Origin of the sequence: Microbacterium sp. NPDC077184, assembly GCF_040687055.1 — a bacterium.
In the GTDB taxonomy this organism is placed as follows: domain Bacteria; phylum Actinomycetota; class Actinomycetes; order Actinomycetales; family Microbacteriaceae; genus Microbacterium.
This window is the reverse complement of sequence record NZ_JBFBMM010000006.1, coordinates 110,825-134,327: the sequence shown is the minus strand read 5'-3', so window position 1 is coordinate 134,327 and position 23,503 is coordinate 110,825. Positions and strand designations below refer to the sequence as shown.

The following is a 23,503-nucleotide window of genomic DNA, read 5'->3' as shown; positions in this document are numbered from 1 at the left end:
TCCGCCTCAGCGGCGGCCCTTGACGATCTTCTCCTGGTTGACGTCGGCTGCCTCGGCGGCGGCGACCTCCTCGCGACCCGGCTTGCCGATGGCCTGGCCCTTGCCGGAGCGGAATTCGAGGATGAACTCGTCGGTCTTGCGCTCGAGTTCGGCGAGGATCGCGTCGTCGAGCACGTTGGAGGCGCGGAGGTCGTCGAGCACCGTGGTGTTGCGACGGAGGTAGTCCAGCAGCTCGCGCTCGAACGACAGCACGTCCTCGACCTCGATCGAGTCGAGCTTGCCGTTGGTGCCGGCCCAGATCGAGACGACCTGCTCCTCCACCGGGTACGGCGAGTACTGCGGCTGCTTGAGCAGCTCCGTCAGGCGCGCTCCGCGGGCCAGCTGACGACGCGACGCGGCGTCCAGGTCGCTCGCGAACATCGCGAACGCCTCGAGCGACCGGTACTGCGCCAGCTCCAGCTTCAACGTTCCGGAGACCTTCTTGATGGACTTCACCTGGGCGTCACCACCGACACGCGACACCGAGATACCCACGTCGACCGCGGGGCGCTGGTTGGCGTTGAAGAGGTCGGACTGCAGGAAGATCTGGCCGTCGGTGATCGAGATCACGTTGGTGGGGATGTAGGCCGAGACGTCGTTCGCCTTGGTCTCGATGATGGGGAGACCCGTCATCGATCCCGCGCCGAGCTCGTCTGAGAGCTTCGCGCAACGCTCGAGCAGACGGGAGTGCAGGTAGAAGACGTCACCCGGGTAGGCCTCACGGCCCGGCGGGCGGCGCAGCAGCAGCGACACGGCACGGTAGGCCTCGGCCTGCTTGGAGAGGTCGTCGAAGATGATGAGGACGTGCTTGCCGTCGTACATCCAGTGCTGACCGATGGCGGAGCCGGTGTAGGGAGCGAGGTACTTGAAGCCCGCCGGGTCGGATGCCGGGGCGGCGACGATGGTGGTGTACTCCATGGCGCCGGCATCCTCGAGCGCGCCCTTGACGGCCGCGATCGTCGAGCCCTTCTGGCCGATGGCGACGTAGACGCAGCGCACCTGCTTGGTGGCGTCGCCCGAGTCCCAGTTGGCCTTCTGGTTGATGATCGTGTCGATCGCGATGGCGGTCTTGCCGGTCTGACGGTCGCCGATGATCAGCTGGCGCTGACCGCGGCCGATCGGGATCATCGCGTCGATGGCCTTGATGCCGGTCTGCATCGGCTCGTGCACGCTCTTGCGCTGCATGACGCCGGGCGCCTGCAGTTCGAGGGCGCGGCGGCCGGTGGAGGCGACCTCGCCGAGACCGTCGATGGGGTTTCCCAGCGGGTCGACGACACGGCCCAGGTAGCCGTCGCCGACCGGGACGGACAGGACCTCACCGGTGCGCGTGACCTGCTGGCCGGCCTCGATGCCGGAGAAGTCGCCGAGGACGACGACACCGATCTCGTGCTCGTCGAGGTTCAGCGCGAGGCCCTGGGTGCCGTCGGCGAAGAGCACCAGCTCGTTCGCCATGACGCCGGGGAGACCCTCGACGTGGGCGATGCCGTCGGCGGCGTCGATGACGGTGCCGACCTCGTTGGCCGCGGCGCCCGTGGGCTCGTAGGCGGCGACGAAGTCCTTCAGCGCGTCACGGATGACGTCGGGGCTGATAGAGAGTTCTGCCATTGTCTTCCTTCGTTCGTGGGGCCTCAGCCCCGAAATCTCCGCCTGATGCGGGAAGTCTTGTCTCAGCCGGCCAGTCGCTGACGGAGGTCGGCCAGGCGCGATGCCACGCTGGCGTCGATGACGTCGTCGGCGATCTGCACGCGCAGACCTCCGACGACGTTCGGGTCCACGACCGCGTTGACGGACACCTGCGTGCCGTAGCGCGTCGACAGGGTCGTGGCCAGGCGGCTGCGCTGGGCCTCGCTGAGCGGGACGGCGGTGAACACCGTCGCGACGGTGCGCCCGCGCTGGTCGGCGACCAGGCGCATGGCCCACGAGAGGAGGCGGCGCACGCGGCGTTCGCGCGGCTGCTGCACGAGCGAGGACGCGATGAGCACCGTGGCGGCGCTCGCGCGGCCGTTCAACAGGGACGACACCAGCGTGCCCTTGGCCGCGTCGTCGCCACGGCGGCTGCCGAGCGCGAGCTCCAGCTCCGGGTTGGCGGCGACGGTGCGGGAGAAGCGGAACAGCTCATCCTCGATGTCGGCGGCGCCGTCGGCGCGGGCGGCGGCACGGATCGCCAGCTCCTCGATCCCCTCCACCATGTCGGCCGAGGAGGACCAGCGCTGATCAACCGCAGCGCCCAGGAGCCCGATCGTCGCCGGCGACACCGCGCGACCGAAGACGTCCTGGACGACCCTCCGGCGAGCGGCCGGGTCGGCGGCGGAGTCGGCCAGCGCGCCGCTCAGCTGCGACGAGTCGCCCACGGCGCGGGCGACGGCGAAGAGCTCACCGGCCACGCCGAGGTCGATGTCCGACGCGGTGTCCAGCGCCCGCGTCGTCGCCGCGAGGGCCTGAGTGGTCGCGCTGCCCATTACGCCTTCGCCCCTTCGGATGCCTCGAGGTCGGCGAGGAAGCGGTCGACCACGGCCTGCGCCTTCGCGTCGTCGGAGAGGGTCTCGCCGATGACACCGCCGGCGAGGTCGAGGGCGAGTGTGCCCACCTCGCTGCGCAGCGACACCAGAGCGGTCTGGCGCTCGGCCTCGATCTGCGCGTGCGCGGACGCGGTCAGGCGCGCGGCCTCGGTGGACGCGGCGTCCTTCGCCTCGGCGAGGATCTTCTTGCCGTCTTCGCGAGCGGCGTCGCGGATCTCACCGGCTTCCTTGCGGGCGGCGGCCAGCTGCGCGGTGTACTCCTCCAGCGCGGCCTCGGCCTGTCGCTGGGCCTCATCGGCCTTGGCGATGTTGCCCTCGATGGCGGCGCTGCGGGCGTCGAGCACCTTGTTCAGCCGCGGGAGGGCGACGAACATCACCACGAGGAGGATGATGACGAAGCACACCCCCGACCAGATGATGTCGTACACCGCGGGCAGCAGGGGGTTTCCCCCTCCGTACTCGTCGGCGGCGATCGCGACAAGAGGCTTCAGCATCCTGTCTCCTTACTCCTACGGGCGAACCGGGATCAAAGTGCGTTGAAGATGAACGGCGTCGCGATGCCGATGAGCGCGAGGATCTCGATGAAGGCGACACCGATGAACATCGTGGTCTGGAGGCGACCGGCGAGCTCGGGCTGGCGAGCGGTGGATTCGATCGTCTTGCCGATCATGATGCCGAGGCCGATGGCCGGGCCGATGGCGGCGAGGCCGTAGCCCACGGTCGCGATGTTGCCGGTGATCTGCGCGAGAACAGTCGTTGCGTCCACTGAGGGTTTCCTTTCGTAGGTCGAGTAGCCGGACAGCTACTCGTCAGTGCTCTTCCGCCACCGCGAGCTGGATGTACACGGCGGTGAGGATGGTGAAGACGTAGGCCTGCAGCAGCGAGACGAAGATCTCGAACAGCGTGAAGGCGAAGCCGAGGGCGAGCGTGCCGCCGGCGAGCGGCATGAGCCAGCCGCCGCTGAGGAGGAAGAACTGCGTCGCCGAGAAGAACAGCACGAGCATGAGGTGCCCGACCATCATGTTCAGCAGCAGTCGGAGGAACAGCGAGACCGGACGCGCGATGAAGGTCGAGATCAGCTCGACCACCGCGATGATCGGCAGCAGGTAGATCGGCACGCCCGAGGGGACGAGCGAGTTCTTCAGGAACCGGGGCAGCCCGTGACGCCGGATACCGGCGTAGATGAACAGCACGTACGCCGTCAGCGCCAGCACCAGCGGTGCACCGGCGACGGACGTTCCCGGGATGTTCGCGAACGGGATCACGCCGGTGAGGTTGAAGAACAGGATGCCGAAGAACATCGCCGTCAGGATCGGGAGGAAGCGCCGCCCGTCCTTCTCGCCGAGGACCTGGAAGGCCACCTGCTCGCGGACGAACCCGAACGCGAACTCGATCACGCTCTGGAAGCGACCGGGCACGACGCTCATGCGCCGCGTCCCGAGCACCAGGATGAGGACCAGCACCGCCGTGGCGATGAGCTGGATCATGCTGATGCGCGTGAACGCGAAGGGGGTTCCTTCGAACAGCAGCGCCGGCGGGAAGAAGTCGGAGATCGAGGGCGGGGAGAATTGGTTATCTGCCGCAGACACGATCGTGCTCGCTTGAGTCAACGGATTGGCTCCAGCTTCTCGCGCTGAGCATGCCAACGCGGTGGAATGAGAAGAGATCATCTCGCGGGGCCTCAGCGTCACCGCTGCACACCAGCCGCAGGAATGCTTAGAGCCTACCAGGGACGGGGGGCTCCTGTGTGCACGGGCTACTCCCCGGGCAGGGCGATGTCGGAAACACCGGGGAGCCGCATGCGGCTCATGACCACCAGATCCACGACGAGCGAGGCCACGGCTGCCACGACGAGCGAGATGTAGAAGACGATGTCCACGAGCCACTCCACCTGCGCCAGCACCAGGAACGCGACGATGACGAGGACGAACTTCAGCAGCCATCCGCCGAGCACCACACCGAAGAAGATCTGCAGATAGGCCGGGCTGCCGAACCAGCGGTTGGCCACGAGGATGCTCACCGCCGTCAGCGCCGGGAAGATCATCCCCACGGCCGCGCCGATCGCGCCGCTCGCCGCCCCCTCGCCTCCGGCCGCCCACCATCCGATGAGCGTCGCCAGGACGATGACGATGAGACCGACCGCGCCTCCGGCGAGAAGGGTGACCCGGAGGATCGGGTTGCTGGATACGGGGCTGGCGCTCATCGGGCGTCCTCCAGGTGGGTACCGCTGTCGCGGGGGTCGGGTTCGAAGGGGTCGACGGGCCTGCCCCCGCGTCGCGAGGGCAGGAAGGTCAGGAACAGGCAGGCGGCGATGCCGACCACGCCGAAAAGGACGCCCAGCAGGTAATCGCCCGGCCACTCAGCGGAGGTGCCGACGTACATCAACAGGACGGCGAAACTCACCACCGCGGTCCATGCGTAGAAGATCAGCACCGCGTCGCGGTCGGTGTGGCCCATGTCCAGCATCCGGTGGTGGAGGTGCTTGCGGTCGGGCGAGAACGGCGATTTCCCCGCCCGCATCCGTCGGACCACGGCGAGTCCGAAGTCCAGGAGGGGAAGGAGCACCACGACGATGGGCAGCAGGATCGGGATGAAGGCACCGAGAAGCTGGGAGCGGCCGAACTCGTCGTTGTCGCCGACGATGGCGGGGTCAAGGCTGCCCGTGATGGCGATCGCCGAGCACGCCATCAGCAGCCCCAGCATCAGCGCACCCGAGTCGCCCATGAACAGGCGCGCGGGACTCCAGTTCATCGGGAGGAATCCGATGCAGGCCCCGATGAGCACGGCCGCGATGAAGGAGGCGAGGTTGAAGTAGGTGCTGGCTCCGGTGTCGCGCACCAGCATGTACGAATAGGCGAAGAAGACGCCGTTGGCGATGAGGGCGACGCCGGCCACAAGACCGTCGAGGCCGTCGATGAAGTTCACCGCGTTCATCACGATCACGATCGACAGCACGGTGAGGGTGAAGCTCACCCAACTGGAGCCGACGGCGAGACCGCCGATCGGCAGCGAGTAGATCTGCAGCTCGCCGAACCACGCGATCACCCCGGCGGCCAGGAACTGGGCGCCAAGCTTGATCATCCAGTCCAGGTCCCACAGGTCATCGGCGACGCCGACGACGACGATGAGCGCCGTGGCGCCGAGGATCGCCCACACCGGGCCGGGGTTCACCCAGAAGAGCGAGAAGAACGGATGCTGCGACGACACCAGGAACGCCGCGACCACGCCGAGGAACATCGCCACTCCCCCGAGCCGCGGGGTCGGGGTGGTGTGCACGTCCCGTTCCCGGATGCCGGGATAGAGCTTGTACTTGAGACTGAGTCGCCAGACCCCCCACGAGAGGGCGAAGGTCACCGCTGCCGTGAAGAGGATCGTGAAGACGTACTGCTTCACGCGGAGTCCGCGTCCTCGACGTCGGGATCGGGCTCCAGCAGGTCTCCGAGCACGCCGCGCAGCTGCTCGCGCGACACGGCGCCCTCGCGGAGGACCCGCACCATCGGCTCGCCGTCGTACCCGGTCGCCAGCGACGTCGCGTCCACGATCGTCGAGGCCACACCGTCCTTCGACGATCCGTCGTCGAGGTAGACCCGGACGCTCTCGCCGAGCATCGCCTCGGCGTCGCCCGCGGTGACGGCGGCCGCCTTGCCGGTGAGGTTGGCGCTCGACACCGCGAGCGGACCGACGTCCTCGAGGACCTCGAGGGCGATCCGGTGGGCGGGCATCCGCACCGCGACCGTGCCGCGGGTCTCGCCGAGATCCCACGACAGCGACGGCTGGGCCGGGAGGACGATGGTCAGTCCGCCGGGCCAGAACTCCTCCACGAGACGTTCGACCGCCTCCGGGATCTCCGACACCAGGGCGCGGAGGGTGGCGACGCCCGCGACGAGCACGGGCGGGGGCGATTGACGGCCGCGACCCTTGGCCTCGAGCAGACGTGTGACGGCCTGGGGCGAGAAGGCGTCGGCGGCGACGCCGTAGACCGTGTCGGTGGGGAGCACCACGAGCTCTCCCCGCCCGAGGGCGCGGCGGGCTTCACGGAGTCCGGCGAGGAGGTCGGCCTCGCTCCGGCAGTCGTAGATCGGGGACATAACCCGCACATTCTACGGCGCGCGGGCGCAGGAGCCGTGTCGGAGCCGTCCCGGCGGATGCCGCGCCCCGGGGCGTCCGGCGCGTCAGGGACGGACCGCGGTGGTGGCCCGATCGCGCAGGGTGAGGTCGGGGTGCGTGGCGGCGGAGCGCCAGCCCGCGGCGGTGAGCAGGTCGCGGATCGGTGCACCCTGCCACTCGCCGTGCTCGATCACGAGCGTCCCCCCGGGGTGGAGCAGGCGCAGCGCCGTGTCGCTCAGCACCCGCACGACATCGAGGCCGTCGGCTCCGCCGTACAGGGCCGCGGGCGGATCGTAGAGGCGGACCTCCGGATCGCGCGGTACGGCGCCGTCGGGAACGTAGGGAGGGTTGGAGACGACGACCGACACGACGCCGTCGAGCTCGGGGAACGCCTGGGCGAGATCGATGAAGGCCAGACGCGCGTTCGGGGCGCCGACCCGGTCGAAGTTCTCCCTTGTCCAGAGGAAGGCGTCGACCGAGTTCTCGGCGGCGTGCACGCGCGCGTGCGGCACCTCTGTCGCCAGGGCGAGAGCGATCGCGCCGCTTCCCGTGCCGAGGTCCACGGCGATCGGCTCCGGCGTCGCGGCGGCGACGAGGGCGTCGATGGCGATCTGGGCGACGATCTCGGTCTCCGGGCGCGGCACGAAGACCCCGGGCCCCACTCGGAGCTCGAGGTGCCGGAACGCGGCGACACCCGTGATGTGCTGAAGAGGTTCGCGGGTCGCTCGCCGCTCGATCGCCCGTCGGAGTGCGTCGCGCTGATCATCGCCCAGCGTCCCGCCGGTCACCAGTCGCGCCTGCAGCTCGCCGCGGCCGATGCCGAGCACGTGGGCGGCGAGGAGCTCGGCGTCCACCCGGGGGTCCTCGACGCCCGACCGGGAGAGGACTGCGGCGGCGGCATCCAGCTCGGTGGTGAGCGAGGCGGGCGGGGGGACGGGCGCGGCGGCGGGGTCGGTCATGGCGGGTTCCACGATAGACCGCGCGGCACGTCACAATGCGACCGGGCAGATCCCCCTCCCAGGCCCGTCGCCTACGCTGGAACAGTTGTCACGACCGACTCTGAAGGGCCCGAAGATGACCGGCATCCACTCCGATATCACCAGCGCGTTCGGGAACACCCCCTTGGTGCGCCTGAACCGGGTCGCCGAGGGCCTGCCCGGCACGATCCTCGCCAAGCTCGAGTTCTACAACCCCGCCTCCAGCGTGAAGGACCGCCTCGGTGTTGCGATCGTCGACGCCGCAGAAGCCTCCGGCGCGCTCCAGCCCGGCGGAACCATCGTCGAGGCCACCAGTGGCAACACCGGAATCGCCCTGGCCATGGTCGGCGCCGCTCGCGGCTACCGCGTCGTGCTGGCGATGCCCGCGTCGATGTCGATGGAGCGCCGCCTCCTCCTCAAGGGGTACGGCGCCGAGCTGGTCCTGACCGAGCCCGCGCAGGGCATGAAGGGCGCCGTCGCCAAGGCGGAGGAGCTCGTCGCCGACATCCCCGGGGCCGTTCTCGCACGTCAGTTCGAGAACGAGGCCAACCCCGAGATCCACCGCCGCACCACCGCCGAGGAGATCCTGCGCGACACCGAGGGCAAGGTGGACTACTTCGTCGCCGGCATCGGCACCGGTGGCACGATCACGGGCGTCGGCCAGGTCCTGAAGGAGCGCGTCCCCGGCGCGAAGGTCGTCGCCGTCGAGCCGGCCGACTCGCCGCTGCTGACCACCGGCACTCCCGGACCGCACAAGATCCAGGGCATCGGCCCCAACTTCGTCCCCGCGATCCTCGACCGCGACATCATCGACGAGGTCTTCGACGTCGCGTTCGACGATGCCATCTCCACCGCCCGCGCGGTCGGCACCAAGGACGGCATCCTCGTCGGCATCTCCTCCGGCGCAGCCGTCTGGGCGGCTCTGCAGATCGCCGCCCGCCCCGAGGCCGCCGGCAAGAACATCGTCGTCATCATCCCCTCCTTCGGCGAGCGGTACCTCTCGACGGCGCTGTTCGAAGACCTCCGCGAGGGATGACCGCGCCGGCAGCGCCGGTCGACACTCCCCCGCGCATCCACGATGACATCACCACCGCGTTCGGGGGCACTCCCCTCGTCCGACTCAACCGGCTCACGGAGGGCCTGGACGCCGAGGTCGTGACGAAGCTGGAGTTCTACAACCCCGGTCGGAGCGTGAAGTGCCGCCTGGGAATCGCGCTGCTCGACGCGGCCGAGGCCTCCGGCGAGCTCCGTCCCGGGGGGACGGTCGTGGAGTCCACCAGCGGCAACACCGGGATCGCCCTGGCTCTCGCCGGCGCCGCGCGCGGATACCGCGTGATCCTCACCATGCCCGCATCGATGTCGAAGGAGCGGCGGACGCTCCTGAAGGCCTACGGGGCGGAACTCGTCCTGACCAACCCGCACAAGGGGATGACCGAGGCGGTGGAGACCGCCCGGCGCATCGTCGCGGAGACCCCGGGGGCGATCCTCGCTCGCCAGTTCGAGAGCCCGGCCAATCCGGAGATCCACCGACGGACGACCGCGGAGGAGATCTGGCGCGACACCGACGGCCGCGTGGACTGGTTCGTCGCCGGCTCCGGAACCGGCGGGACCCTCACCGGTGTCGGGCAGGCGCTCAAGGAGCGCTCCCCGGCGCTCAAGGTCGTCGCGGTCGAACCGGCCGACTCCCCGATGCTGAGCGAGGGGCGCGCGGGCGGTCATCGGATCCAGGGCATCGGTCCGAACTTCGTCCCCGAGGTGCTGGACCGGTCGGTCATCGACGAGGTCGTGACGGTCGGCTTCGACGAGGCGATGGACGTTGCTCGTGAACTCGGCACCCGGGAGGGGATCCTCGCCGGGATGTCCGCGGGCGCCGCGGTGTGGGCGGCTCTGCAGATCGCCGCCCGTCCGGAAGCCCGCGGATCCCGCATCGTCGTCATCGTCCCCGACAGCGGCGAACGCTACCTCTCGACCGCGCTGTACGCGCACCTGCGCGAGCCGGAGGAGTCCGCGTGAGCGCCGCACGGCCCGGTGGTCGCCGCCCCGTCCTCGTCCGCGCCCTCGCCGGCATCCGGGAGGATCTGGCCGCGGCCAAGCTCCGCGATCCCGCCGCGCGCGGCGCGCTCGAGATCGCCCTGCTCTACCCCGGTCTGCACGCGATCTGGGCCCACCGCGTGTGGCACGCGCTGTGGCGCCGGCGGGCGCGCTTCCTCGCCCGCGCCGGATCGCAGGTGACGCGCTGGCTGACCGGGATCGAGATCCACCCCGGTGCACGCATCGGTCGCCGGTTCTTCATCGACCACGGAATGGGCATCGTCATCGGCGAGACCGCCGAAGTGGGAGACGACGTCATGCTGTACCACGGTGTGACGCTCGGCGGCCGCACCCGCGACAGCGGCAAGCGGCATCCCACCCTCGGCGACGGGGTCGCCGTCGGCGCGGGAGCGAAGATCCTCGGGCCCATCGTCATCGGGGCCGGCAGCGCGGTGGGCGCCAATGCCGTCGTGACGCGCGACGCGCCGGCGGACAGCGTCCTGGTCGGGGTGCCCGCGAAGGCGCGGCCGCGGAAGGCCGGCGAGGACACCCGCGCCCTCCTCGCCGCTCCGGAGTACATCATCTGACCGGGCGGCGGGGTTTCCGCCTCAGGCGCCGGTGGCGCCGGCCTTCTTGTCCCGCCGCTCGTCGAGGCGCTTCTTCAGGAGAAGCATCGGCAGGAACAGCGTCGCCAGAGCCGTGACGAGCCACACGATCACGGGCGCGAGGACCCAGGTGAGCAGGAAGGGCTGGCCGATGGTGAGGCCGGCGCCCGGGATCAGGACCACGATGATCAGCGCGATGAGCGTCGAGAAGATGCCGATCCCGCCGAGCAGGGCGGGGGCGTTCCGCCGCGCGACCGTCGCGATCCAGGGACTCAGTACGCTCTGCAGCGTCGCGAAGATCACGATCGCGAGGACGAAGCCCCACCAGTTCGACCAGTCGATCCGGAAGCCCGGAAGGAGGAGGTCGGCGACGAGGAGGCCGAGCGCTGCCGACGCCAGGAAGATGAAGGCGCGGATGAGGAACGTGATCACGGGCTCAGGATAGCCCGTGCCGTCCGTCAGGCGTCGGCGCCGAGGGCGGCGAGGCGCGCCTCTTCGTCGGCCGCGATCGCCGAGTCGATGAGCGGACCGAGGGCGCCGTCCATCACCTGGTCGAGGTTGTAGGCCTTGTAGCCGGTCCGATGATCGGCGATGCGGTTCTCGGGGAAGTTGTACGTGCGGATGCGCTCGGAGCGGTCCATGCCGCGGATCTGCGACTTGCGTGCGTCGGCGGCCAGCGCGTCGCGCTCCTCCTGCTGTCGGGCGAGCAGACGCGCGCGGAGGACGCGCATGCCCGCCTCGCGGTTCTGCAGCTGCGACTTCTCGTTCTGCATCGACACGACGATTCCCGTCGGGACGTGGGTGATCCGTACCGCCGAGTCGGTCGTGTTCACCGACTGTCCGCCAGGGCCGGAGGAGCGGAAGACGTCGATCTTCAGATCGTTCTGGTCGATCTGGACCTCCTCGGGCTCGTCGACCTCGGGGAAGACGAGGACTCCCGTGGTGGAGGTGTGGATCCGCCCCTGCGACTCGGTGGCCGGCACCCGCTGGACGCGGTGCACGCCGCCCTCGTACTTCAGGTGGGCCCAGACTCCCTGGGCGGGGTCGCTGGAGGATCCCTTGATCGCCACCTGGACGTCCTTGTACCCGCCGAGGTCGGATTCGTTGCGTTCGAGCAGCTCGGTCTTCCACCCCTGCGCGGTGGCGTACTGGATGTACATCCGCAACAGGTCCGCGGCGAACAGGGCGCTCTCGGCGCCCCCCTCCCCCTGCTTGATCTCCATGATCACGTCGCGGGCGTCGTCCGGATCGCGCGGGATCAGCAGTCGGCGGAGCTTCTCCTGCGCCTCGGCGACGCGCGCCTGCATGCCGGGGACCTCCTCGGCGAAGACGGCGTCCTCCTTGGCCAGCTCCTGCGCGGCGGCGAGGTCATCGGACGCCGCGACCCACGCGTCGTGGGCCGCGACGATCCGCGACAGTTCGGCGTAGCGCCGGTTGACCCGTTTGGCCCGCGCAGCATCCGCGTGCACCGCGGGATCCGAGAGCTCGACCTGGACGGCCTGGTGCTCCTGGATCAGCGCGGCGACGGAATCGAACACGGCGGGGACGACTCAGCGGATGCTGTTGTCGTGACCGTGGCTGTGACCGCCGGCGTGGGAGCCGGTGGGAGCCGGGATCGACTTCTGCATCTGCACGAGGAACTCGACGTTGGACTGCGTCTCCTTCAGCTTGCCGAGCACGACCTCCAGCGCCTGCTGGGGGTCCAGGCCCGCCAGCGCGCGGCGGAGCTTCCAGGTGATCTTGACCTCGTCCGCCGAGAGCAGCATCTCTTCGCGACGCGTGCTGGAGGCGTTGACATCGACGGCGGGGAAGATCCGCTTGTCGGCGAGCTGACGGGACAGCCGCAGCTCGCTGTTGCCGGTTCCCTTGAACTCCTCGAAGATGACCTCGTCCATCTTGGACCCGGTCTCCACGAGCGCCGTCGCGAGGATCGTGAGCGATCCCCCGTTCTCGATGTTGCGCGCCGCGCCGAAGAAGCGCTTCGGCGGGTAGAGCGCCGAAGCATCGACACCGCCGGTGAGCACGCGACCCGAGGTCGGCGCCGAGATGTTGTAGGCGCGCCCGAGGCGGGTGATCGAGTCGAGCAGCACGACGACGTCGCGGCCGAGCTCCACGAGGCGCTTCGCGCGTTCGATGGCGAGTTCGGCGACGGTCGTGTGGTCCTCGGCGGGACGGTCGAAGGTCGAGGCGATGACCTCGCCCTTCACGGTCCGCTGCATGTCGGTGACCTCTTCGGGACGCTCGTCCACGAGGACGACCATCAGGTGCACCTCGGGGTTGTTCGTCGCGATCGCGTTGGCGATCTGCTGAAGCACGATGGTCTTCCCGGCCTTGGGCGGCGCGACGATGAGACCGCGCTGGCCCTTCCCGATCGGGGCGACCAGATCGATGATCCGCTGGGTCAGCTTCTCGGGCGCCGTCTCCAGGCGCAGGCGGTCCTGCGGGTACAGCGGCGTCAGGTTGCCGAACTCCACGCGCCCGGCGGCGTCGTCCACGGACAGACCGTTGACGGCGTCGACCTTGACCAGCGCGTTGTACTTCTGACGGCCGGACTGCTCACCCTCGCGCGGCTGCTTGATCGCACCCACGACAGCGTCACCCTTGCGCAGGTGGTACTTCTTGACCTGACCGAGCGAGACGTAGACGTCCTGCGGGCCGGGCAGGTACCCCGTGGTGCGGACGAAGGCGTAGTTGTCGAGGACGTCGAGGATGCCGGCGATGGGGATGAGGACGTCGTCCTCGCCGATCTCCGTGTCGAACTCATCGGCGTTCTGCGCACCGCGACGCTTGTTGCGCTGACGGCCTCGGCCGTTCCCGCCGGGCTCGCCGTCGTCGTCGGAGGCGCTCTGCGCAGCCGGGCCGCTGTTGCCGGCGGGGGCGTTGCCGCCCTGGTTCTGGCCGTTCTGACCGCCGGAGTTGCGGTTGCGGTTCCGGCTGCGGCTGCGCCCGCGGCCGCGGCCTGAGGTCTCGTCGCCGTCGGAGCGGTCGCCCTCCGAGCGGTCTCTGTCGGAGCGGTCGCCCTCGGCGGCCCCGTCCGTCGTGTCTGCGGCGGGCGTGGAGTCCGGAGCGTCGGATGCCGGTGCGGCGGAGTCCGCCGCCGGTTCGACGGCCTCAGCGGCGGGCGCCTCCTCGACGGCGGGCTTCTTGGCGCGCGAGCCGCGACCGCGGCCCCGCGGGGCCTTGGCGGGGGGCTCTTCGGCCTCCGCGACGGGCTGAGGCTCGGCGGACTCGGTCTCGGAGGGCGCATCGCTCGCTGCGGGCGCCGCATCGTCTGTCGACGCGACCTCGGTGGCGGCGTCGGCGGGGGCGGCGTCCGCGGCGGGGGCGGCGTCCGCCGGCGCGTCCGCGGCGGGCGTCTCGGCGGAGGCGTCCGCCGCATCGGAGGCCGCCTTCTTGGCCGTCGTCTTGCGGACCGGGGCGTCGCCGGTCTTCGCCCGACGCGGTGCGCGCTTGCGCGGCGCCTTGGCGGGCGCGGGGTCCTCGGCGAGCGCGGCGTCCTCGGCGGGCGCGGCGTCCTCGGCGGCCGCAGGGGCCTCTTCGACCGGAGCGGCAGCTTCGGCGTCGGCGGACGCCTCCGCCGGCGCCTCGGCGTCGGTCTCCGGCGCCTCGTCGGCGGCGGGCGCCTCGGCGGTGTCGTCGACGGATGCCGCCGCAGCGGTCTCGTCGGTGGTCTCGACGGTCTCGGCGTTCTCGGGCGCCTCAGCGCGCTCGTCGGCCGGGGCGTCGGTGTGGATCTCGGAGATGGACTCCACGAGTTCTCCCTTGTGAAACGAATGGAATATGCACGAACGCGCGGCGATGATGGGCGCCGAACCCGAAGCGTGCTCAGAGAGCCGTTACGACCTCGCAGGTCGCGATGGCGTACAGAGACCGTCAGCGGGAAGGGGCTGTGCGGGTTTCGCAGATTGCGACGGAGGCCAGATCACGTGTTTACGTGGCACTCTCCGCGTACTCGCCCACTGTACCACCCTTGACGTCGACGGCGAGCATGTGCGCCTCCCACGGGGTGTCCGCCGTCTTCGCGGCCAGAGCAGCCGCTTCGAGACGTCGGCCGGGGCCGTCGGCGAGCACCAGGACGCTCGGTCCCGCTCCCGACACGACGGCGGCGAACCCCTCGGCGCGCAAGGCCCGGACCAGCTGATCGGTGCCCGGCATCGCCTGCGCACGATAGCTCTGATGGAGCTTGTCCTCGGTCGCGGCGAGCAGGAGCTCGGGGCTCTGGGTGAGTGCGGCTATCAGGAGCGCGGAGCGGGAGACGTTGAAGACGGCGTCCTCGCGCGGCACCTGCAGGGGCTGCAGGCTCCGCGCGACGCTCGTGGACATCGTGAAGTCCGGCACGAACACGAGCGGCGAGACGCCGCGGTGCACGATGAGCTTCTTGTGCTGCGGCCCCGTCTCGTCGACCCAGGCGATCGTGAGACCGCCGAAGAGTCCGGGCGCGACGTTGTCGGGGTGGCCCTCGAGTTCGGTCGCGAGGCGCAGGAGCGTCTCGTCGCCGATCTCCACGTCGCCGCGGAGGAGTCCCTTCGCGGCGAGGAGCCCGGAGACCACCGCGGCGCCGGAGGAGCCCAGGCCGCGGCCGTGCGGGATCACGTTCCGCGCGCGGAGGCGCAGGCCCGGCATCCGGCGTCCGACCGCCTCGTACGCGTAGGCGATCGCGCGCACGACGAGGTGGGAGGCGTCCCGCGGGACGTCCCCCATCCCCTCCCCCTCGACGTCGATCTCGAGCTCGCCCTCGGGGAGGGCGGTGACGTCGAGCTCGTCGTAGATGCTCAGCGCGAGTCCGAGGGTGTCGAAGCCCGGTCCGAGGTTCGCGCTGGTCGCGGGGACCCGCACGAGGACACGTCGCCCCGGTTCCGGCGCGACGGGTGCGGTCACGCCGGCGCCTCGACCGGGACGAGGTCGAGCACCGACGCCACTTCGGACGTCGCCGCGTCGACCACGGTGGGCTCGACCTGCGAACCGTCCGCGTTGCGGAGGGCCCACTGCGGGTCCTTCAGGCCGTGGCCCGTCACGGTCAGCACGACGCGGGAGCCGGCGGGGATGATCCCCTTCTCGGCACGGTCGAGCAGGCCCGCGACACTGATGGCCGACGCCGGCTCGACGAAGATGCCCACCTCGCCCGCGAGGAGCTTCTGCGCCGCGAGGATCCGCTCGTCGTCGATCGCGCCGAACCAGCCGTCGGTGGCGTCGCGAGCCTCCAGCGCCAGCTCCCACGAGGCGGGGTTGCCGATGCGGATCGCGCTGGCGATCGTCTCGGGCTGGCGCACGACCTCGCCGCGGACGAGCGGCGCGGAGCCCTCGGCCTGGAATCCGAACATGCGCGGGACACGCGTGGCGGCGCCGCGCGCGGCCTCCTCGCGGTATCCGCGCGAGTAGGCGGTGTAGTTGCCGGCGTTGCCGACCGGGATGAAGTGGAAGTCCGGCGCGTCACCGAGGACCTCGACGACCTCGTAGGCCGCGGTCTTCTGCCCCTCGATGCGATCGGGGTTGACGGAGTTGACCAGGTGCACCGGGTAGTGGTCGGCGAGCTCGCGGGCGATCTCGAGGCAGTCGTCGAAGTTGCCGCGGATCTGGATGAGGCGGCCGTTGTGGGCGACGGCCTGGCTGAGCTTGCCCATCGCGATCTTGCCCTCGGGCACCAGGACCGCCGCGGTGATCCCCGCGTGCGCGGCGTACGCGGCCGCCGAGGCGGAGGTGTTGCCCGTCGAGGCGCAGATGACCGCCTTGGCGCCGTGCTCGACCGCCCGGGAGAGGGCCACGGTCATGCCGCGGTCCTTGAACGACCCGGTGGGGTTCATCCCCTCGAACTTCACCCACACGTCCGCACCGGTGCGGTGCGACAGCGCCGGAGCGGGCAGCAGCGGCGTGCCGCCCTCCCCCAGGGTGACGACGGTCGAGGCGTCGGTGACGCCCAGCCGGTCTGCGTACTCGCGGAGGACTCCGCGCCAGAGATGTGCCATGTCAGTCTCCTTCCACGCGCAGGACCGACACGACCCGCTCGACGACCCCGCTGGCGGCGAGACGGTCGACGGTGTCGCTGAGATCCTGCTCGCGAGCTGTGTGGGTGCCGATGACGATGCGGGCCGTGCCACCGGAGGCGGCATCCGCAACCACCGTCTGCTCGAGGGTCGCGATCGACACGCGTCCTTCGCTCAGGATGCCGGCGACGGTGGCGAGGACGCCGGGTTCGTCGTCGACCTCGAGGGTGATCTGGTAGCTGGTGATGACGCGTCCGATCGGGACGACGGGGAGGTTCGCGCGGGTGGATTCGCCCACGCCGACGCCGCCGGCGATGTGGCGGCGGGCGGCGGAGACCACGTCGCCGAGCACGGCGGAGGCGGTCTGCACGCCGCCGGCGCCGGCGCCGTAGAACATGAGGTCGCCCGCGGCCTCGGCCTGGACGAACACGGCGTTGTTGGCGCCGTGGACCGTGGCGAGCGGGTGCTCACGGGAGACCAGGGCCGGGTAGACGCGGACCGAGATCGATTCGCCCGCGGCCCCGTCGGCCGACTCCGGCAGACGCTCGCAGATCGCGAGGAGCTTGATGACCTGCCCGGCGCGGCGGGCGGCATCCATCATCGCCTTGTCGATGTGGGTGATGCCCTCGCGGTGGACGGCGTCCAACGGCACGGCGGTGTGGAAGGCGAGGCTCGCGAGGATCGCCGCCTTCTGCGCCGCGTCGTACCCCTCGACGTCCGCGGTAGGGTCGGCCTCGGCGTAGCCGAGCGCCTGCGCGTCGGCGAGGACGCCGGCGAACTCCGCCCCCTCGGTGTCCATGCGGTCGAGGATGTAGTTCGTGGTGCCGTTGACGATGCCCATGATCCGCACGACCCGGTCGCCGGCGAGCGAGTCGCGCAGCGGACGGATGATGGGGATCGCCCCCGCCGCGGCGGCCTCGTAATAGACCTGCGCGCCGACGCGGTCGGCGGCGTCGAAGATCTCGGGGCCGTGGGTGGCGAGGAGGGCCTTGTTGGCGGTGACGACGTCCGCGCCCGCACCGATGGCCTGCAGCAGGTACTCGCGCGCCGGCTCGATCCCGCCCATCAGCTCGATGACGATGTCGGCGCCGAGGATCAGCTGTTCCGCGTCGGTGGTCAGGAGCTCACGGGGGAACTCCGTCTCGCGCGGCGCGTCCAGGTCGCGGACGGCGATGCCGACCAGTTCCAGGCGTGCGCCGGCCCGGTCGGCGAGCTCGTCGGCGTGCTGTCGCAGCAGCGAGGCGACCTGGGAGCCGACGGCTCCCGCGCCGAGCAGAGCCACGCGCAGGCGGCGGTAGTCGGTCGTCATGCGGTCCCTTCCATCGGGGATTCGGGTGCGGAGGTCAGGAGTGCACGGGCGGCGCCGGTGTACCCGGCATCACGCGCGAGGAGGTCGTCCACCGTTTCGCCGCGGACGATCACGCGCGCCTCACCGCCACGGAGGGCGACGACGGGCGGACGCGGCACGTAGTTGTAGGTGCTGGCGAGGGAGAAGCAGTAGGCGCCGGTCGCGGGAACGGCGAGGAGATCACCGGGGGCGACGTCGCCGGGAAGGTGGTCGGCGTCGACGACGATGTCTCCGGACTCGCAGTGCTTGCCGACCACGCGCACGAGTGCCGGGTCGGCGTCGCTGACCCGCGAGGCGATGCGCACCGAGTACTGGGCGCCGTACAGCGCGGGCCGGGCGTTGTCGCTCATGCCGCCGTCGACGCTGACATACAGACGCGTCAGCCCCTCGTCGAGAGTGACCGGCTTGGTCGTGCCGACCGAGTACAGCGTCACGCCCGCGCGGCCGACGATGGATCGGCCCGGCTCGAAGGCGAGGTCCGGCATCGGGATGCCGCGGGCGGCGCACTCGGCCGCGACCGCGTCGACGATCCCCCGGGCGAGATCCTCGATCGGGGTCGGGTCATCCGCCGCAGTGTAGGCGATCCCGAAGCCCCCGCCGAGGTTCAGCACCGGCAGTGGCGCCTCCGCCGACAGCGCGGCGTGGAGGTCGACGAGACGCGCGGCCGACTCCACGAACCCGGCGGTGCCGAAGATCTGCGAGCCGATGTGGCCGTGCAGACCCACCAGCTCGAGCCCCGAGACCTCGCGGATCCGCGCGGCGGCGGCGACGGCATCCGTCAGGGTGAAGCCGAACTTCTGGTCCTCGTGCGCGGTGGCGAGGAAGTCGTGGGTCTCGGCGTGCACGCCGCTGTTGACGCGGACCATCACGCGGGCGGGTGCCGTACGCCCGGCGATGAGGGTAGCGAGACGCTCGATCTCGACGAAGCTGTCGATCACGATCGTCCCGACCCCGGCGTCGAGGGCGGCGCGCAGCTCGAGCTCGCTCTTGTTGTTGCCGTGGAAGCCGAGTCGAGCGGGATCCACACCCGCGGCGAGGGCCACGGCGAGCTCGCCGCCGGTGCAGACGTCGAGGGCGAGCCCCTCCTCCGTCACCCAGCGCGCGACCTCGATGCTCAGGAACGCCTTCCCCGCGTAGTAGACGCGCGCCGCTGCGCCGTGCGCCGCGGCGGCGGCCTCGAACGCGGATCGGGCTCGACGCGCCTGCGCGCGGACCTCGTCCTCGTCGAGCACCCACAGGGGCGTTCCGAAGCGGTCGCGGAGATCGGTGGCGGGGATGCCGCCGATCGTGAGGACGCCGCGGTCGTCGCGCGTCGCGCGGCTCGGCCAGACCGCCGCCACCAGGGCGTTGGCGTCACCGGGCGCGGCCGGCGATGCCGAGGCGGGCGAGGCGGAGTGCGGGGCGGCGGACACGGGTGAGACCAATCGATGGATGCTTCGGCGCGGCCCGCCGGGATCCGAAAGGTGCGGGCGTCCCGGCCGGTGCGATCACGCGCCGAGGCGTCCCTGCGGACAGTGCCTGAAGTCTACGGCACACGCCCGCGGCACCCCGCGCGCTGCGCACTCTGCGACATCCGCGATGCCGAAGCCGTGCGCTACGCGCAGACACCCTCCGCCTGGAGTGCGGAATCGGAGAGGATCGCGCCGTCGATGTCGAGCTCGGCGACGACGGCGCCCTCCTGCACCGAGATCTCCCGCAGGGTGACGCCGGCCGGGATCTGATCGGCCACGCACACCGTCCAGTCGCGCAGGATGACATCGGCGACGAGCCCGAACTGCTGCCGGATGCGCTCTGCCGACAGGGCCGTCCCGGCGACCTCGATCTCGGACGGGGTCAGGACGATGTCGCCGTCGTCGGCGACCGGGGTCAGCGCGACGCCGACCGGGATCTCCGCGGCGAAGACCGGGACGTCGATCGACACCGTCACGTCGGGGGCGGCGAGATCGACCGTGTCGACGGGGAAGGAGTCGATCGTCGCGAGGAGAGCACGGAGCTGATCGGCGTCCATCGTCACCGTCGCCGAGCCGGCGTCCATCGCTCCTCCGCTGATCGGAACGCCCTCCGCGACCACGCGGATGTCGCCGGTGAAGGCGTCACCGAGCGCGACGTCCTCGGAGGACAGGGTCAGCTCGTCCAGCCGCCCCGCGATGAGCTGCGGCAGCACGGTGCCGGCGACCTCGACCTCCAGAGGCTGATCGGCGGGGAGATCGAGGGCCGTGATCACCTGCTCGCGCACCGTCGCGGTCACGATCGAGCGGGCGATGGCCTCACCGGCGAACCAGGCGCCGATCGCGAGAGCGACGACCACGAGGACCGCGACGATCCAGGGCCACGCGCGGCGGCGCCGACGCTCGGGTGCCGCCGCGGGAACGGCCCAGTCGGGCAGCGGCTCGGTCGGTCGGGTCTGTCCCTGATCTGCCATCTCCACCCGTTCCTCAGCCGGTCACATGCGTTCGGGAGCACCCACGCCGAGCAGGCGCAGTCCGTTGCGCAGCACCTGGCCGGTCGCGTCGTTCAGCCACAGTCGCGTGCGGTGCACGGGCTCGATGGGGTCGTCGCCCTGCGGGATCACACGGCAGTTGTCGTACCACCGGTGGTACAGACCCGCGAGCTCCTCGAGGTAGCGCGCGACCCGGTGCGGCTCGCGCACTTCGCCGGCGTAGGCGAGCACGCGCGGGAACTCCTGCAGCGCGCCCAGGAGCGCGGCCTCGGTCTCGTGCGTGAGCGTCTCGGGGGCGAATTCGCTCCGGTCCACTCCCGACGCCGCGGCGTTGCGCCCGACGTTGTGCGTGCGGGCATGGGCGTACTGCACGTAGAAGACCGGGTTGTCGTTGGTGCGCCGCTGCAGGACGTCGAGGTCGACGTCCAGGTTCGAGTCGGCGGAGCTGCGCGTCAGGGCGTACCGCGCGGCATCCACCCCGACGATCTCGACGAGGTCCTCGAGCGTGACGACGGTGCCGGCGCGCTTGGACATGCGGACCGGCTGTCCGTCCTTGACGAGATTGACCATCTGGCCGATGAGGATCTGCAGGTTCACGCCCGGCTCGTCGCCGAACGCCGCGCACATCGCCATGAGCCGCTGCACGTACCCGTGGTGGTCGGCGCCGAGCATGATGATGCAGCGGTTGAACCCGCGTTCGCGCTTGTCGAGGTAGTAGGCCAGGTCGCCGGAGATGTAGGCGGGGTTGCCGTCGGACTTGATGACGACGCGGTCCTTGTCGTCGCCGAAGTCGGTCGAGCGCAGCCACGTGGCCCCGTCCGATTCGAAGATGTGGCCGAGCTCGCGCAGACGCGCCACGGCCCGCTCCACGGCCCCGGAGTCGTGCAGGTCGTTCTCGTGGAAGTAGACGTCGAAGTCGACGCCGAACTCGTGCAGCGACTGCTTGATCTCGGCGAACATGATGTTCACGCCGAGCTCGCGGAACGCCTCCTGCGTGGCGGCCGGGTCGAGGGCGTCGATGTCGCCGTCATAGGCCAGGACCACGCGCCGGGCGATGTCGCCGATGTACGCGCCGCCGTAGCCGTCCTCCGGCGTGGGCGCGCCCTCATGTGCGGCGATGAGGCTGCGCGCGAAGCGGTCGATCTGCGCACCGTGGTCGTTGAAGTAGTACTCGCGGGTGACGCGGGCCCCCTGCGAGCCGAGGATGCGGGCCAGGGCATCGCCGACGGCAGCCCAGCGGGTGCCGCCGAGGTGGATGGGGCCGGTCGGGTTGGCGCTGACGAACTCGAGGTTGATGATCTCGTCGGCGCGTGCGTCGGTGCGGCCGAAGCCGTCCCCCGCGTCGACGATCGTCTTCGCGAGCGCCCCGGCGGCCGCGGCATCCAGTCGGATGTTGATGAATCCGGGGCCGGCGACCTCGACCGAGTCGATGCCGTCGACCGCTTCGAGACCGGCGGCGATCTCCGCGGCGAGCTCACGCGGGTTGGCGCCGGCGACCTTGGCGAGCTTCAGCGCGGCGTTGGAGGCCCAGTCGCCGTGGTCGCGGTTCTTCGGCCGCTCGAGCGGAAGGTCGGCGGTGGTGAGACCCTCCGCCGCGCCGGGTCGTCGCGCCTCGACGAGGGGCGTGATGACGGCGAGCAGAGCAGCGGAGAGGACGTCGGGATTCATAGACCGCTCAGTCTAGTTCGCCCGCCTCGGCGCGCCGGATGCGTCCGGGCACTCCCGCGCGAGGATCAGCCGATCTGCACGAGGGCCGTGAAGTCGTCCGGTTCCGTGACGGATGCCGCGGCGTCGGCATCCGTCACCTCGTCGGAGGCGACCCACGCGTCCACGCGCAGGTGACGGAGTCCGACGTTGCCGCCGTGGTAGCTGAGGAACGCGCAGTCCGCGGCGTCGCGCCCCGTGGCGATGCGCACGAGCGAGCGCCGGTCGGCCAGGCGCGTGGCGTCGATGACGTACCAGGCGCCGTCGAGGTAGGCCTCGGCGACGGCGTGGAAATCCATCGGCTGGAGGCCGGGGGCGAAGCACGCCGCGTAGCGCGCGGGCATGTCCATGGCGCGCAGGAGCGCGATGACGACGTGCGCGTAGTCGCGGCAGACGCCCTGCCCGGTCATGAGCGTCGTGACCGCGCTGTCGGTGCCGTGGCTGAGGCCCGGGGTGTAGGTGGTGCTGGTGGCGACGAAGTCCGACACCGCGGCGATGAGGTCGTACCCGCTGAGACCGCGGAACTGGCGGCGGGCCTGGAGGAAGACCTCGTCGGACTGGCAGTACCGGCTCGGGCGGAGATACGTGATCGCCTCGAGGTCGCTCGTCCGGCTGGCGGTGGCGACCCCGTCGACGACGGCCTCGTAGCGGACGGAGAGGAGTCCCGATTCGCCGGTCAGGCGGTGCAGACGCGTGCCGGACTGGTCGACGATCTCGGTCGGGGTGTAGACGCGATCGTCCTGCGTGAAGCTCAGCTGCTCGCTCGATCGGGGCACCGGCTGGGCCGCGGTGATCTGGAAGATGAGGTCGACGGGAGAGGCGAGCTCCAGCTCCATTTCGGCCGTCACGACGCGATGCACCGGAGTATCCTCGCACGCCGGAAAGGCCGCTCGGGCCGCGTGCAGTACCGTCATCCCATGCGGCACGAGGACGAGGTCTGGCACCGGCGGCCGGTGTGGGTCCTCACGGGCGTCGCCGTCGTCCTCGCGATCGTCCTCGGGCTCGGCGCGACCGCCGTGGGGACCGGTTTCTTCGGGCTCTTCCGCGCCGTCCCCGCGACCTCCGACGACACCGCGGCCGAGGCCGACGCGCGCATCCCGCCCCGCGCCCTCGTGGTGGAGGACGGGCAGCGGATGCTGATCTTCGGCGACTCGTGGACGTTCGGACTCGGCGCCCTGACCCGCGCCCTCGGCTACGCCCCGCGGACCGCGGCGGCCCTCGGCGCCCACGCGGTCATCGACGGCGAACCGGGCAGCGGCTATCTCCGCGAGGGGTGGGAGGGCGGCACCTACGGCGAGCGCATCGCGGCACTGCCGACGGATGCCGGGTTCGACGTGGTGATCGTGCAGGGGTCGATCAACGACCGGCGCCGGTACCCGGAGGGGTACGACGCCGCGGTGACCGCAGCGTGGGATGCGCTGTCGATGACCTACCCCGACGCCGCGTTCGTCGTGCTCGGTCCCGCGCCGCACGTCCTGCCCGTGGACGAGGCTGTGGTCGCGATCGATCGAGACCTCGCCGCGCTCGCCGCCGCGCGCGGATGGCAATACATCTCACCCCTGTCGGAGGAGTGGATCACCGAGGAGAACTACCTGTCGGTCATCGACATCGGTCCCGTGGGTCTCCGACATCCGTCCACCGACGGCCACGCGTATCTCGCCGAACGGCTCGTGGACGCGCTGCGCGCCCTCGCCCTCCCGACCGTCGTCGCGGCGGAAACGCCCGCGCCCGGGTGGTAATCTCGACCGGTAC

General features: G+C 70.9%; 23 protein-coding genes. 4 read left to right on the top strand and 19 right to left on the bottom strand.

The features are described from left to right. Positions 1 to 6: 6 nt before the first annotated feature. From atpA to prmC, 9 genes are all read right to left on the bottom strand, one after another. Positions 7 to 1,644 (bottom strand): F0F1 ATP synthase subunit alpha, encoded by a 1,638-nt coding sequence (gene atpA, locus AB0O93_RS12070; RefSeq protein ID WP_363343640.1) that lies wholly within the window; start codon positions 1,642 to 1,644, stop codon positions 7 to 9. Between the two features lie 62 nt (positions 1,645 to 1,706). Continuing rightward, positions 1,707 to 2,498 (bottom strand): F0F1 ATP synthase subunit delta, encoded by a 792-nt coding sequence (locus tag AB0O93_RS12065; protein ID WP_363343638.1) that lies wholly within the window; start codon positions 2,496 to 2,498, stop codon positions 1,707 to 1,709. After that, a complete protein-coding gene (locus AB0O93_RS12060; RefSeq protein WP_053547625.1) occupies positions 2,498 to 3,052 on the bottom strand; it encodes a F0F1 ATP synthase subunit B in 555 nt (184 codons plus the stop codon). Before AB0O93_RS12060 ends, AB0O93_RS12065 begins: the two co-directional genes overlap by 1 nt. Positions 3,053 to 3,084: 32 nt before the next feature. Beyond that, a complete protein-coding gene (gene atpE, locus AB0O93_RS12055) occupies positions 3,085 to 3,324 on the bottom strand; it encodes a F0F1 ATP synthase subunit C (RefSeq protein WP_053547626.1) in 240 nt (79 codons plus the stop codon). Between the two features lie 43 nt (positions 3,325 to 3,367). Beyond that, entirely contained in the window at positions 3,368 to 4,147 is a 780-nt protein-coding gene (gene atpB, locus AB0O93_RS12050; protein ID WP_363343636.1) for a F0F1 ATP synthase subunit A, read from the bottom strand. A gap of 167 nt (positions 4,148 to 4,314) precedes the next feature. Then, positions 4,315 to 4,761, bottom strand: coding sequence for a hypothetical protein (locus tag AB0O93_RS12045; RefSeq protein WP_363343634.1), 447 nt, complete (start codon positions 4,759 to 4,761; stop codon positions 4,315 to 4,317). After that, a complete protein-coding gene (locus AB0O93_RS12040; RefSeq protein ID WP_363343632.1) occupies positions 4,758 to 5,951 on the bottom strand; it encodes an MraY family glycosyltransferase in 1,194 nt (397 codons plus the stop codon). The genes AB0O93_RS12045 and AB0O93_RS12040 overlap by 4 nt, the downstream gene beginning before the upstream one ends. Beyond that, on the bottom strand, positions 5,948 to 6,646 hold the full coding sequence (locus AB0O93_RS12035) for an L-threonylcarbamoyladenylate synthase (protein ID WP_363343630.1): 699 nt from the start codon (positions 6,644 to 6,646) through the stop codon (positions 5,948 to 5,950). Before AB0O93_RS12035 ends, AB0O93_RS12040 begins: the two co-directional genes overlap by 4 nt. A gap of 84 nt (positions 6,647 to 6,730) precedes the next feature. Further along, positions 6,731 to 7,624, bottom strand: a complete 894-nt coding sequence (gene prmC, locus AB0O93_RS12030; protein WP_363343628.1) for a peptide chain release factor N(5)-glutamine methyltransferase — start codon at positions 7,622 to 7,624, stop codon at positions 6,731 to 6,733. A 115-nt stretch (positions 7,625 to 7,739) separates the two neighbouring features. Between prmC and cysK (AB0O93_RS12025) the strand changes: the two genes are divergently transcribed. From cysK (AB0O93_RS12025) to epsC, 3 genes are read left to right on the top strand one after another with little or no spacing between them, the layout of a single operon-like run. Next, positions 7,740 to 8,678, top strand: coding sequence for a cysteine synthase A (gene cysK, locus AB0O93_RS12025; RefSeq protein ID WP_363343860.1), 939 nt, complete (start codon positions 7,740 to 7,742; stop codon positions 8,676 to 8,678). After that, on the top strand, positions 8,675 to 9,655 hold the full coding sequence (gene cysK, locus AB0O93_RS12020; RefSeq protein WP_363343626.1) for a cysteine synthase A: 981 nt from the start codon (positions 8,675 to 8,677) through the stop codon (positions 9,653 to 9,655). Before cysK (AB0O93_RS12025) ends, cysK (AB0O93_RS12020) begins: the two co-directional genes overlap by 4 nt. Next, positions 9,652 to 10,260 (top strand): serine O-acetyltransferase EpsC, encoded by a 609-nt coding sequence (epsC, locus tag AB0O93_RS12015; RefSeq protein ID WP_363343624.1) that lies wholly within the window; start codon positions 9,652 to 9,654, stop codon positions 10,258 to 10,260. Before cysK (AB0O93_RS12020) ends, epsC begins: the two co-directional genes overlap by 4 nt. Positions 10,261 to 10,281: 21 nt before the next feature. On the opposite strand, the gene AB0O93_RS12010 is transcribed toward epsC, so the two are convergent. The 10 genes from AB0O93_RS12010 to AB0O93_RS11965 form a co-directional block, all read right to left on the bottom strand. Next, a complete protein-coding gene (locus AB0O93_RS12010) occupies positions 10,282 to 10,710 on the bottom strand; it encodes a hypothetical protein (protein ID WP_363343622.1) in 429 nt (142 codons plus the stop codon). Positions 10,711 to 10,736: 26 nt separating this feature from the next. Continuing rightward, positions 10,737 to 11,816, bottom strand: coding sequence for a peptide chain release factor 1 (prfA, locus tag AB0O93_RS12005; RefSeq protein WP_363343620.1), 1,080 nt, complete (start codon positions 11,814 to 11,816; stop codon positions 10,737 to 10,739). 12 nt (positions 11,817 to 11,828) lie between these two features. Beyond that, positions 11,829 to 14,030 (bottom strand): transcription termination factor Rho, encoded by a 2,202-nt coding sequence (gene rho / locus AB0O93_RS12000; RefSeq protein ID WP_363343618.1) that lies wholly within the window; start codon positions 14,028 to 14,030, stop codon positions 11,829 to 11,831. A 178-nt stretch (positions 14,031 to 14,208) separates the two neighbouring features. Further along, on the bottom strand, positions 14,209 to 15,156 hold the full coding sequence (thrB, locus tag AB0O93_RS11995) for a homoserine kinase (RefSeq protein WP_053547638.1): 948 nt from the start codon (positions 15,154 to 15,156) through the stop codon (positions 14,209 to 14,211). After that, the gene (gene thrC, locus AB0O93_RS11990) at positions 15,153 to 16,241 is read right to left on the bottom strand and encodes a threonine synthase (protein ID WP_053547639.1); all 1,089 of its coding nucleotides are present in this window, start codon (positions 16,239 to 16,241) and stop codon (positions 15,153 to 15,155) included. The genes thrB and thrC overlap by 4 nt, the downstream gene beginning before the upstream one ends. Before the next feature lies 1 nt (position 16,242). Next, positions 16,243 to 17,568: a homoserine dehydrogenase gene (locus tag AB0O93_RS11985; protein ID WP_363343616.1), complete on the bottom strand. Its 1,326-nt coding sequence runs from the start codon at positions 17,566 to 17,568 to the stop codon at positions 16,243 to 16,245. Then, complete coding sequence (lysA, locus tag AB0O93_RS11980; RefSeq protein ID WP_363343858.1) at positions 17,565 to 19,019, bottom strand: diaminopimelate decarboxylase; 1,455 nt, start codon at positions 19,017 to 19,019, stop codon at positions 17,565 to 17,567. Before lysA ends, AB0O93_RS11985 begins: the two co-directional genes overlap by 4 nt. Positions 19,020 to 19,201: 182 nt before the next feature. After that, a complete protein-coding gene (locus tag AB0O93_RS11975) occupies positions 19,202 to 20,029 on the bottom strand; it encodes a DUF2993 domain-containing protein (RefSeq protein WP_363343614.1) in 828 nt (275 codons plus the stop codon). 21 nt (positions 20,030 to 20,050) lie between these two features. Further along, a complete protein-coding gene (gene argS / locus AB0O93_RS11970; RefSeq protein ID WP_363343612.1) occupies positions 20,051 to 21,715 on the bottom strand; it encodes an arginine--tRNA ligase in 1,665 nt (554 codons plus the stop codon). A gap of 65 nt (positions 21,716 to 21,780) precedes the next feature. Further along, the gene (locus tag AB0O93_RS11965; protein WP_363343610.1) at positions 21,781 to 22,611 is read right to left on the bottom strand and encodes a transglutaminase family protein; all 831 of its coding nucleotides are present in this window, start codon (positions 22,609 to 22,611) and stop codon (positions 21,781 to 21,783) included. Between the two features lie 57 nt (positions 22,612 to 22,668). On the opposite strand from AB0O93_RS11965, the gene AB0O93_RS11960 reads away from it, so the two are divergent. Further along, complete coding sequence (locus AB0O93_RS11960) at positions 22,669 to 23,490, top strand: SGNH/GDSL hydrolase family protein (protein ID WP_363343608.1); 822 nt, start codon at positions 22,669 to 22,671, stop codon at positions 23,488 to 23,490. The last annotated feature ends 13 nt before the right edge of the window (positions 23,491 to 23,503 follow it).